Source organism: Flavobacterium cryoconiti (assembly GCF_048158645.1).
Lineage (GTDB): Bacteria > Bacteroidota > Bacteroidia > Flavobacteriales > Flavobacteriaceae > Flavobacterium > Flavobacterium cryoconiti.
In genome coordinates this window covers 80,410-94,937 of the sequence record NZ_JBLNKW010000009.1, presented here as the reverse complement: position 1 = coordinate 94,937, position 14,528 = coordinate 80,410, and the positions used below count along the sequence as shown (strand labels likewise).

Sequence of the window (14,528 nt, the reverse complement as noted above, 5' to 3'; positions counted from 1 at the left end):
AAACAATAGAAATAACTAATAATAAATAAATAATACTACTATGTCAACAACAAAATGGGCAATAGACCCAACACATTCAGAAATTGGTTTTAAAGTAAAACACATGATGTTTACTACTATTTCAGGAAAATTTTCAAAATTTGACGCTTCAATTGAATCAGAAGATACTGATTTTGAAAATGCAAAAATTGAATTTACCGGAGCAATCGATTCCATATCTACCGGAAATACAGATAGAGATACCCATTTATTAAGTCCTGACTTTTTTGATGCAGCGCAGTTTCCCGAAATCAAATTCACAGCGACATCATTTACTAAAGTTAATGAAGGTGAATATGAATTGGTTGGAGATTTAACAATGCATGGCGTTACAAAATCAGTAAAACTGGCAGCAGAATTTAGTGGATTAATGAAAGATCCATGGGGGAACACAAAATTAGCTTTTTCATTAGAAGGAAAAATCAATAGAAAAGATTGGGGACTGAATTGGAATTCAGCACTTGAAACTGGAGGAGTTTTAGTAGGGGAAGAAGTTCGATTGAATATAGAATTGCAATTTATAAAATTATAATTTTCACAAGAACTGAAATAACAATCTCAAAAGATTATAATCTTTGAGGTTGCTATTTTATAAAAGTTGAATTATGGAAACTACCAATATTCTTTACATAGGAAGACATATCGAAATTCTGGCAATTGTTGTCCGACTCATTAATTCTAATGAAGATTGGAATGGAGTAGGTGTTATGAATGATGAAGAGGCAAAGGAAATTTTTTGCCAAAAAGAGTTTTCACTGGTATTATTGGGTTCCAGAATTCAGAAAGAAAGTGAAGCTAATTTATGCGCTTTTTTCAAAAAACAAAATCCAAATATAATTGTTGTACAACATTATGGAGGTGGAAGTGGCTTGCTAAAAAGTGAAATTTTAGTTGCCTTGGAAAACAATAAAAATTAACTGAAACTAAAAGAGAGCCATTTATTTGACTCTCTTTTTTATTTTAGAACTATTATTTGTTCTTTTTTGCTTTGATCATCATTTCCAACTGATCCCAAAGTTCTTCGGGAATAGCTTCGAGAATGTTGAATTGTCCGGCGCCTTTGAGCCATTCGCCTCCATCAATAACAACGACTTCACCATTTACGTAGGCTGAAAAATCAGAAACTAAATAAGCCGCTAAATTGGCTAATTCCTGATGATCTCCCACACGTTTTAACGGCACTTTTTTGGCCATATCAAATTTCTCGGCTAAATCTCCTGGTAATAATCTGTCCCAAGCCCCTTTAGTTGGGAATGGTCCTGGAGCAATCGCATTGGAACGAATCCCATACTTAGCCCATTCTACAGCAAGACTTCGTGTCATGGCCAAAACTCCAGCTTTTGCAGTAGCACTTGGCACCACATAAGCAGAACCTGTCCAAGCGTAAGTCGTTACAATATTTAAGATGGTAGCTGATTTTTGTTTGGTGTCAATCCAATGTTTCCCGAAAGCAAGGGTACAGTTTTTTGTTCCTTTTAAAACAATATCAATTACAGTATCAAAAGCATTTGCAGATAATCTTTCGGTTGGTGAAATGAAATTTCCGGCAGCATTATTAAGTAAAACATCAACTTTACCAAAAGCTTTCAAAACTTCTTGTAACATGTTTTCGACTTCTTCATAATGGCGCACATCACATTGAATTGGAAGGCAGGTTCCGCCCGTTTCTGTTTCGAGTTCAGCAGCTGTATTTTTTAGTTTTTCTAAATCTCTGGATGTAATGGCAACTTGCGCACCCAATTCCAAGAAATATTTAGTCATAGCTTTTCCTAAGCCACTTCCTCCACCGGTTACGACAATCACTTTGCCTTTTAGGGCATCGTCCCGTAACATTTTATCTGTATAACTCATGTTTTGATATTTTTTTATTGTAAATATAACAAATTAAATAGTATGCATGCATATAAAAAAATAAAATCTACGCTTTTAAATAGCACACAATCTTTTAGCGGCCTCCTCCAGCGTTGCATTGTCTTTGGCAAAGCAAAATCGAATTAGTTTTAGGTCTTTCCCATCGTCATAAAAAGTAGAAATAGGGATAGCAGCAACACCATGTTCGACGATTAGGTGTTTGCAAAAATCAACATCATTTTCATTTGAAATAGCTGCATAAGAAGCAACTTGAAAATAAGTTCCTTCGCAAGGCATGAGTTTGAAACGACTGTCTTTTAGTAATTGCCTGAAGTAATCTCGTTTTTCTTGATAGAATTTCCCGATTTCATCCACAGAAACTAAGTCTAAATAGTCACTAATAGCTACTTGACATATACTATTTACACTAAAAACTAAAAACTGATGGACTTTTTTGATTTCCTTCATTAGGTATTCTGGTGCTACTAAATAGCCTACTTTCCATCCGGTTACATGAAACGATTTTCCAAAAGAGGAAATCATCACGCAACGATTAAGTAGTTTTTTTCGAGTATGAGCAGAAATATGTTTTTCTTCGAAAGTGATGTATTCGTACACTTCATCCGATAGAACTAAAATGTCAGGATATTTTTCCAGTAGAATTTCCAATGATTCAAAATCAGATTGCTTTAAAATTTTACCTGTTGGATTATGCGGATTGTTAATGATAATCATTTTCGTTTTTGGTGTACAAGCTTTTTCTATAATTTCCCAATTTGGAGTATAGTCATCATTTAAAGCCACTCGAACCGGATTTGCATTGCAAAGTAAAACTGGTGCTTCATAACAATCATAACTTGGATCTAAAATAAGAACTTCATCATTAGTTTTCACTAAAGCTAGTATTGTGGTGAAAATAGCTTGGGTTGCACCTGCTGTTATTAATAGTTCAGTATCAGCTTGAAGGGTTCTACCGTATGATTTTTTGACAAGTGTTACTATTTTTGATAATAGTGGAGGATAACCTGACATTGGTGTGTATTGGTGTACATTTTCTTTAGCAAGTTTGGCAACTATGGTTGTTAATCTTTCATCGACAGGAAAATTTGGAAAGCCTTGTGATAGATTAATTGCGTTATGTTCAGCGGCCATTTTAGACATTACTGTAAAAATACTGGTACTGATATGTGGAAGTTTACTCATAAAATAATTTCATTTATTACTCGATAAATATAACTGGTTTAAGGGTGATTTTTGGTTTTTTTGAAGATTAAAATTTTCAAAAATAAATAGTTGTCTAAGTGTCAAAAAAAAAGCTACCCGAATGATAGCCTTTAATTTATTAGTGGTTTTCGATTACATTCCTTTCACAATATCCCCATTTGCATTAACAACTAATTTGCGAACGTCGTTATCTTTTTTTATTCGGAGATTATATTCTTTTTTAATGACATCACCTTCTTTTTGAGTATATAAATATTTGTCATTTACAATTTGCCATCCGGGAAAAGCTTTATAAACAGAATAAATTACACTACTTGGGAGTCTTACGTTTTTATAATTTTCAACAACCCGAGTTAATTTTCCATTTTCATTGTAAGTAGCATTCAATGATCCATTTTTGGTTTCCATAATTACTAAATAGTTTTCATATCCTTCATAATCTTTCCCCAAATCATAAGCTATAAATTTTTCTTCTAAAGCTCTTACACCTTTATCCGGATTTTTATCTGGTAAATATATAGAGAAGTCTTTTCCAGCACTTTTAATAACGACTCCGGGTAATTCTTCCATCCTTATATTTCCATCCATATCTTGTGAATATGACGTAATGGTCATGCTTAAAAAAAGCACAACAATAATAAATGATTTCATGATATTTAGTTTTAAAATTATATTTAAGTCAAGCCAATAGCTATGATTAAAATAAATTTAGTAAGGCTTATTATTTTCTTCCCCTTTTTGTTTTTAATTTATTTAAATCATTATAATTCAAAACATTAGTGGTTATATTTTTTGAGTATTAAGTCAAAAAATTATATTGGGGACTAGTAAAGTTAGTGTTTTTTTGAAAATTATGCAGTTAACTTTTTCTATAAATAAAGTTAATATAAGTGGAAATTCTGTGTCTATTTTTAGGAAGAAAATCCACTTGTAGCTATAAATAAAAAGCGGGGAATTGTTGGTTTTTGTCTAATGAAAAGTAATCGTCCAACAAAGAACATTTTATAGGTTCATTTATTATTTAATCAGTCGCCACAAGGGAATGAGACAATCTTAGAAGAATTATTGTAAGCGGAAGTGTTTTAAATTCAGAATTAACTGTTACATTTTATGAATGATGAAAATAGTAGGACGATTGTGTAAATCTACCTGTGTTTTTTTCCAGTCAGAAGCGCGCATAGTTTTGATATATTCTGTTGGTAGAGTTATATCCGTTGCGATACAAAGATAGGTTGCAGGATTTAAGGCTTGTAAAATATCCTCCAACATTTTATTATTTCTATAAGGTGTTTCTATAAAAAGTTGAGATTGATTTTTGTCTTGAGATAGTTTTTCCAAGTTTTTTAGAGCTGTTTTCTTTTCTCCTTTTTCAATGGGCAAATACCCATTAAATGTAAAACTTTGTCCATTCATTCCAGATGCCATCATTGCCAAAAGAATAGAGGAAGGTCCTACGAGCGGAATAACTTGTATTCCTTTTTCATGTGCCAGTTTTACAATTACTGCGCCAGGATCAGCTACACCAGGACAGCCTGCCTCACTCATTAATCCTACATTTTTCCCTTCTAATAAAGGTTTGATAAAATCTAAATGCTCTTTGGTTTCAGTATGTTTGTTTAAAACAAAAAGGTTCAGCTCCGATTGTTTCTTTTCAGGACTAACTCCTTTGATGGATTTTCGGGCAGTTTTTTCGTTTTCAACGATATAATAATCAATAAAATCAATACTTCTTTTTATGGTTTGAGGTAAAACATCCATAGGGTTGCAATCTCCCATTGTCGTTGGTATTAAATAGAGTTTTCCTAGACTGGTTTTTGGTTGCATTGGGATTGTTTTGTGGTTCAAAAGTAAATTTTATATTATGTATTTTGATGAAATATTAGGTTTTTTAATTGGGATAAAACAAAATTATAAAACCAAAAGGTTATTGGTGTTTCTCTATTAATTTTTTTGAAATTACATCACAAACTTCATCCAGCATATTGTAAACGATTTCAAATCCATTTGGTAAGCCAAAATAAGGATCTGGGACATCTACATTTTCATTTGGAAACAAATCATTCAAAATAAGATAGACTTTCTCTTTTTGATCTTGGTTTTTGGCAAGCTCAATCACATCACTGTAATTTGAGTTGTCCATCACATAAATATAATCAAAAGTATCAAAATCAGTTGTACTGAATTGACGTCCTTTTTGATTTGAAATATTTATTTTATTTTTTTTAGCAATAGCAATGGAACGTTCATCAGGAGAATGACCAATGTGCCATGAACCTGTTCCTGCTGAATCAACTGTAAATTTATTTTTTGGGAGTTTTGATGCTAATATGCCTTCGGCCAAGGGAGACCGACAAATATTTCCTAAACAAACCATTAAAATTTTTATGGACATGATGCTTTTTATAGCGTTAATTTTTTATTGATATCTTCAACAAATTTTTTGAATTGTTTGTCTGTAGCAACTAAATTGTCAACGGTTTTGCAAGCATGTAATACTGTAGCGTGATCTCTATCTCCAATTTGTGAACCAATGTTCGCCAAAGATGCTTTTGTGAATTTTTTAGCAAAAAACATAGCCAATTGCCTCGCTTGTACAACATGCCTCTTCCGAGTTTTTGATTGTAGCGTTTCTAAATCCAATTGAAAATAATCGGAAACAATTTTTTGAATGTAATCGATAGAAATTTCGCGCTTTACATTTTTCACAAATTTTTCAACAACACTTTTAGCCAGTTCTAATGTAACTTCTTTTTTATTGAAAGAGGATTGTGCAATCAAGGAAATGATGGCTCCTTCCAATTCTCTTACATTTGATTTGATGTTTCTTGCAACGTATTCTATTATTTCTTCAGGTATTTCTACACCATCTCTATACAATATATTTTTAAGGATAGAAATTCTGGTTTCATAATCTGGTTGGTGCAATTCTGCAGACAATCCCCATTTGAAACGAGATAATAAACGTTGTTCAATATCTTGCATGTCAACCGGTGCCTTATCTGATGTTAAGATTACCTGTTTTCCATTTTGGTGTAAATAATTGAAAATATGGAAAAATACATCCTGAGTTCCTGATTTTCCAGAAAGGAATTGTACATCATCAATAATTAAAACATCAATTAATTGATAAAAGTGGATGAAATCATTTCGATTATTTTTCTTTACCGAGTCGATATATTGTTGTGTGAAAATTTCAGCAGAGATGTATAAAACTGTTTTTTCAGGATATTTGTCTTTTATTTCCACACCAATAGCATGCGCTAAGTGTGTTTTTCCAAGACCAACTCCTCCAAAAATTAACAACGGATTAAATGAAGTTCCTCCTGGTTTATTGGCAACAGCCATACCTGCAGAACGTGCTAATCTATTGGAATCTCCTTCAAGAAAATTATCAAAACTGTAGTTTGCATTAAGTTGAGATTCAATTTTTAAATTCCGAATTCCAGGAATCACAAAAGGATTTTTTAATTCTGGATTTAAGTTTTTAAAAGGTGCATCAACCTCTTGCGGTTTCATGGGTACTCTATTGGCACTTGGCAATTGTTCCGTAAACGGTTGTTTGTTGCCATAAGTGTTTTCCATTCTGATTTTATAGAGTAACTTTGCGTTTTTTCCAAGTTCTTTGGTAAGCGCCACTTTTAATAATTTTACATAGTGTTCTTCTAACCATTCGTAGAAAAATTTACTTGGAACTTGAATATATAATGCATTGTCGGTTAGCTCAACTGATTTGATTGGTTCGAACCAAGTTTTGTAAGCTTGATCCTGAATGTTGTCTTTTATAAAAGACAAACAGTTTTCCCATACTGATTGAGCAGTTTTGTTCATATATTTTGTTAAATTATTTTATTCGGTAATTATTATCTTACTAAAAAAAGTGTGAAATTTTATTCTTTTTCGGGGTAACAAATATGTGAACAAATTTCTGTAAAAAAAAATATATTGGGTAATAATTTTACAAATTATTGTTGTAAGGCGCTTTTTAAATTTTAAATTTTTAATACATAATTAATGAAAGATCATCAAATTCAAGTTCGTGTACGCTACTCAGAAACTGACCAAATGGGAGTGGTTTATCATGGGAATTATGTTCCCTATTTTGAGATAGGAAGAGTGGAATGGCTTAGAAACAAAGGGATTTCGTATAAAAGTATGGAAGAAAGTGGTATTGCTTTGCCGATTGTTTCCATGAATATAAATTATAAAAAATCAGCTCGCTATGATGAGTTGCTTACCGTTCATACCACTTTCAAAAGTCAGAGTTCTGTTAAGATTGAATTTGATTGCGCTATTTATAATGAGTCTGATGAGTTATTAACAACTGCCCAATTTATTTTGGTTTTTCTGTCCTTAAAAACGGGTCGTCCAACAGCTCCTCCAGATTATATTTTAGAATTGTTAAAAACGATAGAATAAATTATAAAAACAGCAATTTCGAATAGAAATTAGAGTCGTTTTATATCGATTTCAAACATCAGATTAAAAATGTCGAATACCATTTCGGCATTTTTTTTTCGTGTTTTTATTTCGATTTTTCCTATCGGAAGTCCTGAGTCTTCATTTATTTCCATTTCTTGAGTTACAATTTCTAATCTTTTCTCCTTAATTACTCGCATCACTTTGTTCATGTTTTTATAATCAAATGTTATAGAATAATGAATATTTATAGTTTTTTCGATTATTTCACAAGTTTCAAGAACCATTTGGGCAGTCGTCTTATAGGCAGATATCAATCCACCAACACCTAGTTTTATGCCCCCAAAAATCCGGACTACTACAATTAATAGATTGGTTACAGAAAACGACTGAATTTGTCCGTAAATAGGCGTACCAGCAGTGTTACTAGGTTCTCCATCATCATTAGCTCTGTAAGTTATGGTGTCAGCACCTATTTGGTAAGCATAACAAAAATGTCCTGCGTTAGGATGTTGTTTTCGTAAAATTTCGATTAGTGGTTTTACTTCATCTTCTGATTGAATGGGGTAGGCATAACCAAAGAATTTGCTGTTTTTTTCTTTGAATAATACTTCTGAAGAGGGAAACTCAATGGTGTTGTAAGTGTCTTTAAATTCCAAAAGGTACTTTTCTAAATTATTTTTTTGTCAAATAAATCAACGATATCTTCTTTTCCAACTTGTAAATTCCAAACTTGGAATCCTAATGCAAGAGCTGCATCAGTATTTTCTTTTTTATCGTCAATAAATAAAGTGCGCTTAGGAGCTAAATCGTGCTTGTTTGCTAGGTAATTAAAAATTTCAGGATTGGGTTTTCTCATTTCTACTTCAAATGAAAAATAAACTTTTTCAAAACATTGATAGAAATCACTGTAAAATGAAATCCCGTTTTTTTGTTCGAAAGTTTCTATGTGAATAGAATCAGTATTGGACAATAGAAACAAGCGGTATTTTTTGGAAAGCATTTGAAGAAATTCCAGTCTATATAATGGAAAATCAAGAAGAATGGCATTCCAAGCCTCTAGGATTTCATTTATTGAAGCATTTGGTACATGTTTCTGAATACCAAGAAGAAAATTTTCACGTGAAATTTGACCTGTTTCAAACTGAGTGTTTAAAAGGTCTAAATCTTCATTCCATTCTGACAAGCCTAATTTTTCTAAGGCATCCATTGTGGCTTGTTTATCTAAATTGATAAATATATCCCCAAAATCAAATATAATGGTATTAATCATGGTTTCTAGAAATTTTAAGTTCATCATTGCCAATCGAATATTTTTCGAACGGTTTTTTATCTAGTATTGGGGCTTTTGTTCCTGTAGTAAATGGAATGTTTCCAACAAATATTCTTGCTTCATCCCAAAGATTTTCATCAATAAAAGTCTGTAAGGTTTGTTTGCCTCCTTCAATAATAACCGACTGAATTTGATGCTTGTAAAGCACTTCTATTATTTGGACTGCTATATTTTGATTAAAATCGATTACTTCAAAGATAGTGTTTTCTTTTTTAATTGTTGTTTTCAATTTAGAAAATACGATAGTCTTAGTCTCATTGTCAAAGATATGGCAGTCCTCTGGAATGCGATTGTTTTGATCTATAATCAATCGGATTGGGTTGTTTCCATACCAATCCCGCGCGTTTAGTTTTGGATTGTCATCAATAACGGTTTGCGTTCCTACTAAAATTGCTTGTTCTTCAGTTCGCCATTTGTGTACTAATTGCCTCGAATAAACATTGGTAATCCAAACTGGTTTTTTTTCAGTGTCATTCTGAGCTTTTCGAAGAATCTCCTCAGGTGCAATAAAACCATCCAGAGTTTCGGCCCATTTCAAAATGATATACGGTCTTTTCTTTTCGTGGAAGGTAAAAAAACGTTTGTTCAGTTCGTGACATTCTGCTTCGAGAATACCAACGGTAACTTGTATTCCGGCTTCAATAAGTTTTTTGATTCCGTTTCCAGCCACTTTTACATTAGGGTCAATAGTACCAATAACCACATTTGGAATTTTATTTTTGATAATTAAATCGCAGCAAGGTGGCGTTTTTCCAAAATGACTACACGGCTCTAAACTTACGTAGATAGTTGCTTTTTTTAATAACGATTTATCTTTTACGGAATTCACGGCATTTACTTCGGCGTGAGGTTCTCCAGCTTTTTTATGCCAGCCTTCGCCAATGATTTTATCGTCATAGACAATTACACTGCCCACCAAAGGATTGGGATAGGTTGTTCCTAAACCATTTTTGGCTAACTCGATGCATCGTTTTATATATTTTTCATGTATTTTCACATTACAAAAGTAGTAATTTTTGAGTTTGCGATTTAGTTTTGAAACTTTCGAAAATAACAATAAACAATTTCTACTTTTGTATGTAAAATTAGAATGGAATAAAAATGGAAGAGTACAGCATTAGAAAAATAAAAAAAGAAGACAACCAAGCAGTTGCACAATTAATACGAGCCGTTTTTGATGAATTGAATATTCCAAAAGTAGGAACGGCCTATGAAGATCCTTATTTGGATTTAATGTTTGAAGAGTACAATAAGCCTAAATCTGTTTATTATGTTGTTGAAAAAGATGGGAAAATCATTGGTTCTGCCGGAGTAGCGCCTCTTGAAAATGAAGCGGAAACTATTTGTGAATTGCAAAAAATGTACTTTTTGCCAGAAACTCGAGGTCTTGGAATTGGCAGTAAAATGATGGCCATTTGTTTGCAAAGTGCTGCCGATTTTGGTTTCGAAAAATGTTACCTGGAAACGATGCCATTTATGCATGATGCCCAGAAGTTATACAAAAAAGTAGGTTTCGAATACATTTGTTCCCCAATGGGAAGTACCGGTCATACCAGTTGTCCAGTTTGGATGTTGAAAGAGTTATAAGTTTTTAATTGACAGCATTAATTCATTAGAATCGATTACCTAATAAAATGAAAATAAAAGAATACAGAACTCAATTTATTGACACGCTTACTCCAATTTACGATGCCGGTGAAGCGGAGAGTTTTTTCTATTTAATTTTAGAAGAAAAAAAACAGTTGAAAAGAATTGACTTGGCGTTGCATCCTGATTTGGCTTTTTCGGAAGAGGAAATTGCGGTTTGGAATTCTATTTTGGAACAATTGCTACAGGAGATTCCAATACAGTATTTATTAGGTAAAACCAGTTTTTATGGATTGGATTTTGAAGTCAATGAAAACGTTTTAATTCCAAGACAAGAAACCGAAGAATTGGTGGATTGGATTTTAGAAAGTCAAAAGTCGAAAGTCGAAAGTCGAAAAGTAAAGATTTTAGATATTGGAACAGGAAGCGGTTGTATTGCTATTTCATTGGCAAAAAATATTCCTAATGCACAGGTTTTTGCCATTGATGTTTCTGAAAAAGCGTTGGCTACAGCCCAAAAAAATGCCCAAATCAATACTGTAAACGTTACTTTTATAAATCAAAATATTCTTGAAACCGAAGATTTGCAACAGCAATTTGATATTATCGTTTCGAATCCTCCTTACGTTCGGAATCTAGAAAAAGAGGAAATCAAGAAAAATGTGTTGGACAATGAACCGCATTTGGCTCTTTTTGTCGAAGATAATGATGCTTTGATTTTCTATAAAAAAATAGCTGAATTAGCGCGAAAAAATCTATCTGAAAATGGACAATTGTATTTTGAAATCAACCAATATTTAGGAAAAGAAATGGTAGAGTTGCTTGAAAAAATGAACTTTTCAACTATTGAATTACGTAAGGATATTTACGGAAATGATAGAATGATGAAAGCAGATTTAAGTGTTTAAACTTCTGAAATCAAAAATCGTTAATCAGCATTCAAAAATCAAAAAAATAGCATTCAATGATTTTTAATCTGCTAACTACTCATATCGCAACGCTTCAATTGGATCCAGTCTAGCAGCTTTTACAGCCGGATATAAACCAGAAACGATTGCTACAATAAAACTGGTTATAAATGCCGCCATAATAGCGCCCCATGGAATTACAAACACAAAACTCATTGCGGTAGCGATTCCAAAACCAATCAGGATTCCAAAAATAATTCCTACCAATCCGCCTAATTGTCCAATAAGTAATGTTTCTATGAAAAACTGAAAAGCAATCGTAGTTTTTTTAGCTCCCAATGCTTTTCTAACCCCAATTTCCCTAGTACGTTCGGTTACCGAAACTATCATGATATTCATCAAAGCGATGGAAGATCCCAGAACGGTGATAATTCCAATAAGCCAGGAAGCAAGCCCTAGATATTTAGTGATTCCGAGGATTCTATTGATAAGGTCATCACTACGAACGACACCAAAATTATTGTCTTTTATAGGACTTAATTTGCGTACCCTGCGCATTGTGCTGGTGGCATTATCAATGGCTTGGTCCAATAATTCTTTTTTAGAAACCATGATGCTCATGGTGTAATTGATGTTAGGAGCAGTAAAAAGAGAACGAGCAACTTGAATTGGGATTAAAACTCGTAAATCTTGGCTATTTCCAAACGTAGAGCCTTTTTCTTTCAGTACTCCTATGACTCTAAATCGGGCGCCACGAATCGAAATTACTTTATCAATTGGATTAACATCTTTCAGTAGCCCTTTCTCAAAATCAGAACCTACGATACACACATACGCATTGTTATCGATGTCAAAACCGGTAAAATTTCGTCCAGCGCTGGTTTCTAAACCGGAATTAGTAATAAAATGTTCATCAACGCCTACAATTGAATTTTCGGGATCCGTTTTAATAGCTCCGAATTTAACTTCCGCAGCTGATGTAGCTGTAAAGGAAAGCGAAGTTTCAGTGAAAGGATATTTATATTTGTTTTTGAAAGCAACAGCTTCCGGATAGGAGATAATCGGATTTATAATTTCACGTTCCTGTCCGCCACGATTTCGGACTTCATTTTCATATTGATTAATATTAAAAGTATTCGCTCCCATCGAAGCAAAATCAGTCGAAATTGTATTTTCTAAAGCAGAAACTACAGTTAGAATCCCAACCAAAGCAGTTATTCCAATCGCAATAATCAGTACCGTAAGGATTGTTCGCAACAATTGTGTTCTGATAGAACCAAAGGCAATTCGGATATTTTCTTTGAATAATTTTAGCATCATACGAGTTTGACACGAAAATACAATTTTTGTTACAAATTTTCTTTTCAAAAATCCTAATTTATTTTTAGGAGCTATTTCCTGCTTTCCGCTATAATCGGTCAGTGAAAATAATTTGTTTTCAATTGCCTGAAAGGAGCTTCCTTTGGTCGCTCTTTCAGGCAAGAAAACAATATTATTTTTCACTTCCCTATTTTCGCTATAATCTGGGCTAGGCATCGGGCAATAAAATGCGAAAATTTGTAAACAGATTTATTTTAAAAATAAGATATTTGCAAAGAAATAGAATTTGGAATTTTTCAACAATTCCTAAATCTGAAAATATAAAAATACAATAATCAAAAAATGGCATCAAAACCGAGCATTCCAAAAGGAACTAGAGATTTCTCACCAACTGAGGTGGCAAAACGTCAATATATCATTCAGATTATAAAAAGTAATTTCGAGAAATTTGGTTTCCAACCTATAGAAACACCTTCATTCGAAAATTCCGAAACCTTAATGGGGAAATACGGAGAAGAAGGCGATCGCTTGATTTTCAAAATATTAAATTCAGGAGATTATTTGGCCAAAGCCAATGCAACTCATTTAGAAAATAAAGACAGTACTAAATTAACGGCAAGTATTTCTGAGAAAGCCTTGCGTTATGACTTAACGGTTCCGTTTGCTCGTTATGTAGTGCAACATCAAAACGAAATTGAGTTTCCATTCAAAAGATACCAGATTCAGCCGGTTTGGCGTGCTGACCGTCCACAAAAAGGACGTTTTAGAGAATTTTTTCAATGTGATGCTGATGTGGTGGGTTCTAAATCGTTGTGGCAGGAAGTAGAGTTGGTTCAATTATATGATACTGTTTTTACGACTTTGGGTTTAGAAGGAGTAACTATCAAAATCAATAACAGAAAAATTTTATCTGGGATTGCTGAAGTAATTGGCGCATCAGATAAATTAATAGATTTCACAGTTGCGTTGGATAAGCTCGATAAAATAGGCGAGGATGGCGTGAAAAAAGAAATGATGGAGAAAGGCATTTCGGAAAAAGCTATTGAAAAAGTACAGCCGTTATTTAATTTCACCGGAACGATTTCAGAAAAAATAAACCAACTTTCGGTTTTGCTTGCGGAATCCAGTGAAGGAATGAAAGGGGTTGAGGAGTTGCGTTTCATTTGTGACAACGTGATGAAATTGGGATTGGAAACTTCTATTTTAGATTTAGATGTGACACTGGCAAGAGGTTTGAATTATTATACAGGAGCAATTTTTGAAGTGGCTCCGCCAAAATCAGTTGCTATGGGATCCATCGGAGGTGGTGGACGATACGATGATTTGACGGGGATTTTTGGACTCAAAAACATGAGTGGAGTTGGAATTTCTTTTGGATTGGACCGAATTTATTTGGTTATCGAAGAATTGAATTTATTTCCTGAAACTGTAACCGCAACTTCTAAAGCGTTGTTTATTAATTATGGTGATACAGAAGCATTTTATGGATTACAAGCCATACGAAAATTACGGGCTTCCGGAATAAAAGTAGAATTGTATCCTGATAATGCAAAGGTGGCCAAACAGTTTCAACATGCGGATAAACGAGGAATTCCTTTTGCAGTAATTGTAGGAGCGCAAGAAATGGAATCTAATTCTTTTTCGCTTAAAAATTTAGTGACAGGAGAGCAGGTTTTGCTGGATTTTGAAGGTCTGAAAAAGGCGCTTTCATAAGTGATATTTAAAGCATAAAAAAAGCTTCGTTTTATTAAACGAAGCTTTTTTTAATATAGGGTAATATGAATTAATAATTTTTTAGTGGGCAACCTTTTGTGTTTTCTTCAAAAAAACATTAACAAATTTATGTAATC

Annotated in this window: 16 protein-coding genes; 6 read left to right on the top strand and 10 right to left on the bottom strand. The window is 33.1% G+C overall.

Annotated elements, in window-relative coordinates; all coding sequences use genetic code 11:
• Positions 1-40: 40 nt before the first annotated feature.
• Both ACM55H_RS13715 and ACM55H_RS13710 read left to right on the top strand, forming a co-directional pair.
• Positions 41-571: a YceI family protein gene (locus tag ACM55H_RS13715; protein ID WP_416837031.1), complete on the top strand. Its 531-nt coding sequence runs from the start codon at positions 41-43 to the stop codon at positions 569-571.
• 73 nt (positions 572-644) lie between these two features.
• Positions 645-956 (top strand): hypothetical protein, encoded by a 312-nt coding sequence (locus tag ACM55H_RS13710; protein WP_416837030.1) that lies wholly within the window; start codon positions 645-647, stop codon positions 954-956.
• 52 nt (positions 957-1,008) lie between these two features.
• On the opposite strand, the gene ACM55H_RS13705 is transcribed toward ACM55H_RS13710, so the two are convergent.
• The 6 genes from ACM55H_RS13705 to dnaA form a co-directional block, all read right to left on the bottom strand.
• The gene (locus ACM55H_RS13705) at positions 1,009-1,890 is read right to left on the bottom strand and encodes an SDR family oxidoreductase (RefSeq protein WP_416837029.1); all 882 of its coding nucleotides are present in this window, start codon (positions 1,888-1,890) and stop codon (positions 1,009-1,011) included.
• 75 nt (positions 1,891-1,965) lie between these two features.
• The gene (locus tag ACM55H_RS13700; RefSeq protein ID WP_416837028.1) at positions 1,966-3,093 is read right to left on the bottom strand and encodes a methionine aminotransferase; all 1,128 of its coding nucleotides are present in this window, start codon (positions 3,091-3,093) and stop codon (positions 1,966-1,968) included.
• Between the two features lie 153 nt (positions 3,094-3,246).
• The gene (locus tag ACM55H_RS13695; RefSeq protein WP_416837027.1) at positions 3,247-3,765 is read right to left on the bottom strand and encodes a hypothetical protein; all 519 of its coding nucleotides are present in this window, start codon (positions 3,763-3,765) and stop codon (positions 3,247-3,249) included.
• 450 nt (positions 3,766-4,215) lie between these two features.
• Positions 4,216-4,938, bottom strand: coding sequence for an SAM-dependent methyltransferase (locus ACM55H_RS13690; RefSeq protein WP_416837026.1), 723 nt, complete (start codon positions 4,936-4,938; stop codon positions 4,216-4,218).
• A gap of 100 nt (positions 4,939-5,038) precedes the next feature.
• Positions 5,039-5,506 carry a low molecular weight protein-tyrosine-phosphatase gene (locus ACM55H_RS13685; RefSeq protein ID WP_416837025.1) on the bottom strand — a complete coding sequence of 156 codons (468 nt, stop codon included), beginning with the start codon at positions 5,504-5,506 and terminating at the stop codon, positions 5,039-5,041.
• Between the two features lie 8 nt (positions 5,507-5,514).
• Positions 5,515-6,942 (bottom strand): chromosomal replication initiator protein DnaA, encoded by a 1,428-nt coding sequence (dnaA, locus tag ACM55H_RS13680; RefSeq protein WP_035674283.1) that lies wholly within the window; start codon positions 6,940-6,942, stop codon positions 5,515-5,517.
• Positions 6,943-7,125: 183 nt separating this feature from the next.
• Here dnaA and ACM55H_RS13675 point away from each other — a divergent pair, with 183 nt between their 5' ends.
• Positions 7,126-7,530: an acyl-CoA thioesterase gene (locus tag ACM55H_RS13675; RefSeq protein ID WP_416837024.1), complete on the top strand. Its 405-nt coding sequence runs from the start codon at positions 7,126-7,128 to the stop codon at positions 7,528-7,530.
• Positions 7,531-7,559: 29 nt separating this feature from the next.
• Here the strand turns inward: ACM55H_RS13675 and ACM55H_RS13670 are convergent, their stop codons facing one another.
• Genes ACM55H_RS13670 through ribD form a run of 3 tightly spaced genes read right to left on the bottom strand, consistent with a single transcriptional unit; the run spans position 7,560 to position 9,860 of the window.
• Positions 7,560-8,189: an IMPACT family protein gene (locus ACM55H_RS13670; protein ID WP_416837023.1), complete on the bottom strand. Its 630-nt coding sequence runs from the start codon at positions 8,187-8,189 to the stop codon at positions 7,560-7,562.
• Positions 8,190-8,200: 11 nt separating this feature from the next.
• On the bottom strand, positions 8,201-8,803 hold the full coding sequence (locus tag ACM55H_RS13665; protein ID WP_416837022.1) for an HAD family hydrolase: 603 nt from the start codon (positions 8,801-8,803) through the stop codon (positions 8,201-8,203).
• Positions 8,796-9,860, bottom strand: coding sequence for a bifunctional diaminohydroxyphosphoribosylaminopyrimidine deaminase/5-amino-6-(5-phosphoribosylamino)uracil reductase RibD (gene ribD, locus ACM55H_RS13660; RefSeq protein ID WP_416837021.1), 1,065 nt, complete (start codon positions 9,858-9,860; stop codon positions 8,796-8,798). The genes ACM55H_RS13665 and ribD overlap by 8 nt, the downstream gene beginning before the upstream one ends.
• A 104-nt stretch (positions 9,861-9,964) precedes the next feature.
• Here ribD and ACM55H_RS13655 point away from each other — a divergent pair, with 104 nt between their 5' ends.
• Together ACM55H_RS13655 and prmC are read left to right on the top strand one after the other, a co-directional pair.
• On the top strand, positions 9,965-10,450 hold the full coding sequence (locus tag ACM55H_RS13655) for a GNAT family N-acetyltransferase (RefSeq protein WP_416837020.1): 486 nt from the start codon (positions 9,965-9,967) through the stop codon (positions 10,448-10,450).
• Between the two features lie 47 nt (positions 10,451-10,497).
• On the top strand, positions 10,498-11,358 hold the full coding sequence (prmC, locus tag ACM55H_RS13650) for a peptide chain release factor N(5)-glutamine methyltransferase (protein ID WP_416837019.1): 861 nt from the start codon (positions 10,498-10,500) through the stop codon (positions 11,356-11,358).
• A gap of 75 nt (positions 11,359-11,433) precedes the next feature.
• Here the strand turns inward: prmC and ACM55H_RS13645 are convergent, their stop codons facing one another.
• The gene (locus ACM55H_RS13645) at positions 11,434-12,678 is read right to left on the bottom strand and encodes an ABC transporter permease (protein ID WP_416837116.1); all 1,245 of its coding nucleotides are present in this window, start codon (positions 12,676-12,678) and stop codon (positions 11,434-11,436) included.
• Between the two features lie 342 nt (positions 12,679-13,020).
• On the opposite strand from ACM55H_RS13645, the gene hisS reads away from it, so the two are divergent.
• Positions 13,021-14,391: a histidine--tRNA ligase gene (gene hisS, locus ACM55H_RS13640; RefSeq protein ID WP_416837018.1), complete on the top strand. Its 1,371-nt coding sequence runs from the start codon at positions 13,021-13,023 to the stop codon at positions 14,389-14,391.
• Positions 14,392-14,528 lie beyond the last annotated feature (137 nt).

Coding starts and splice junctions, on each gene's coding strand:
- dnaA (WP_035674283.1), bottom strand. CDS start 6,942: ATGAACAAAACTGCTCAATCAGTATGGGAAAACTGTTTGTCTTTTATA.
- ACM55H_RS13695 (WP_416837027.1), bottom strand. CDS start 3,765: ATGAAATCATTTATTATTGTTGTGCTTTTTTTAAGCATGACCATTACG.
- ACM55H_RS13710 (WP_416837030.1), top strand. CDS start 645: ATGGAAACTACCAATATTCTTTACATAGGAAGACATATCGAAATTCTG.
- ACM55H_RS13655 (WP_416837020.1), top strand. CDS start 9,965: ATGGAAGAGTACAGCATTAGAAAAATAAAAAAAGAAGACAACCAAGCA.
- ACM55H_RS13665 (WP_416837022.1), bottom strand. CDS start 8,803: ATGATTAATACCATTATATTTGATTTTGGGGATATATTTATCAATTTA.
- ACM55H_RS13645 (WP_416837116.1), bottom strand. CDS start 12,678: ATGATGCTAAAATTATTCAAAGAAAATATCCGAATTGCCTTTGGTTCT.
- ACM55H_RS13675 (WP_416837024.1), top strand. CDS start 7,126: ATGAAAGATCATCAAATTCAAGTTCGTGTACGCTACTCAGAAACTGAC.
- hisS (WP_416837018.1), top strand. CDS start 13,021: ATGGCATCAAAACCGAGCATTCCAAAAGGAACTAGAGATTTCTCACCA.
- prmC (WP_416837019.1), top strand. CDS start 10,498: ATGAAAATAAAAGAATACAGAACTCAATTTATTGACACGCTTACTCCA.
- ACM55H_RS13715 (WP_416837031.1), top strand. CDS start 41: ATGTCAACAACAAAATGGGCAATAGACCCAACACATTCAGAAATTGGT.
- ACM55H_RS13685 (WP_416837025.1), bottom strand. CDS start 5,506: ATGTCCATAAAAATTTTAATGGTTTGTTTAGGAAATATTTGTCGGTCT.
- ACM55H_RS13705 (WP_416837029.1), bottom strand. CDS start 1,890: ATGAGTTATACAGATAAAATGTTACGGGACGATGCCCTAAAAGGCAAA.
- ACM55H_RS13690 (WP_416837026.1), bottom strand. CDS start 4,938: ATGCAACCAAAAACCAGTCTAGGAAAACTCTATTTAATACCAACGACA.
- ACM55H_RS13700 (WP_416837028.1), bottom strand. CDS start 3,093: ATGAGTAAACTTCCACATATCAGTACCAGTATTTTTACAGTAATGTCT.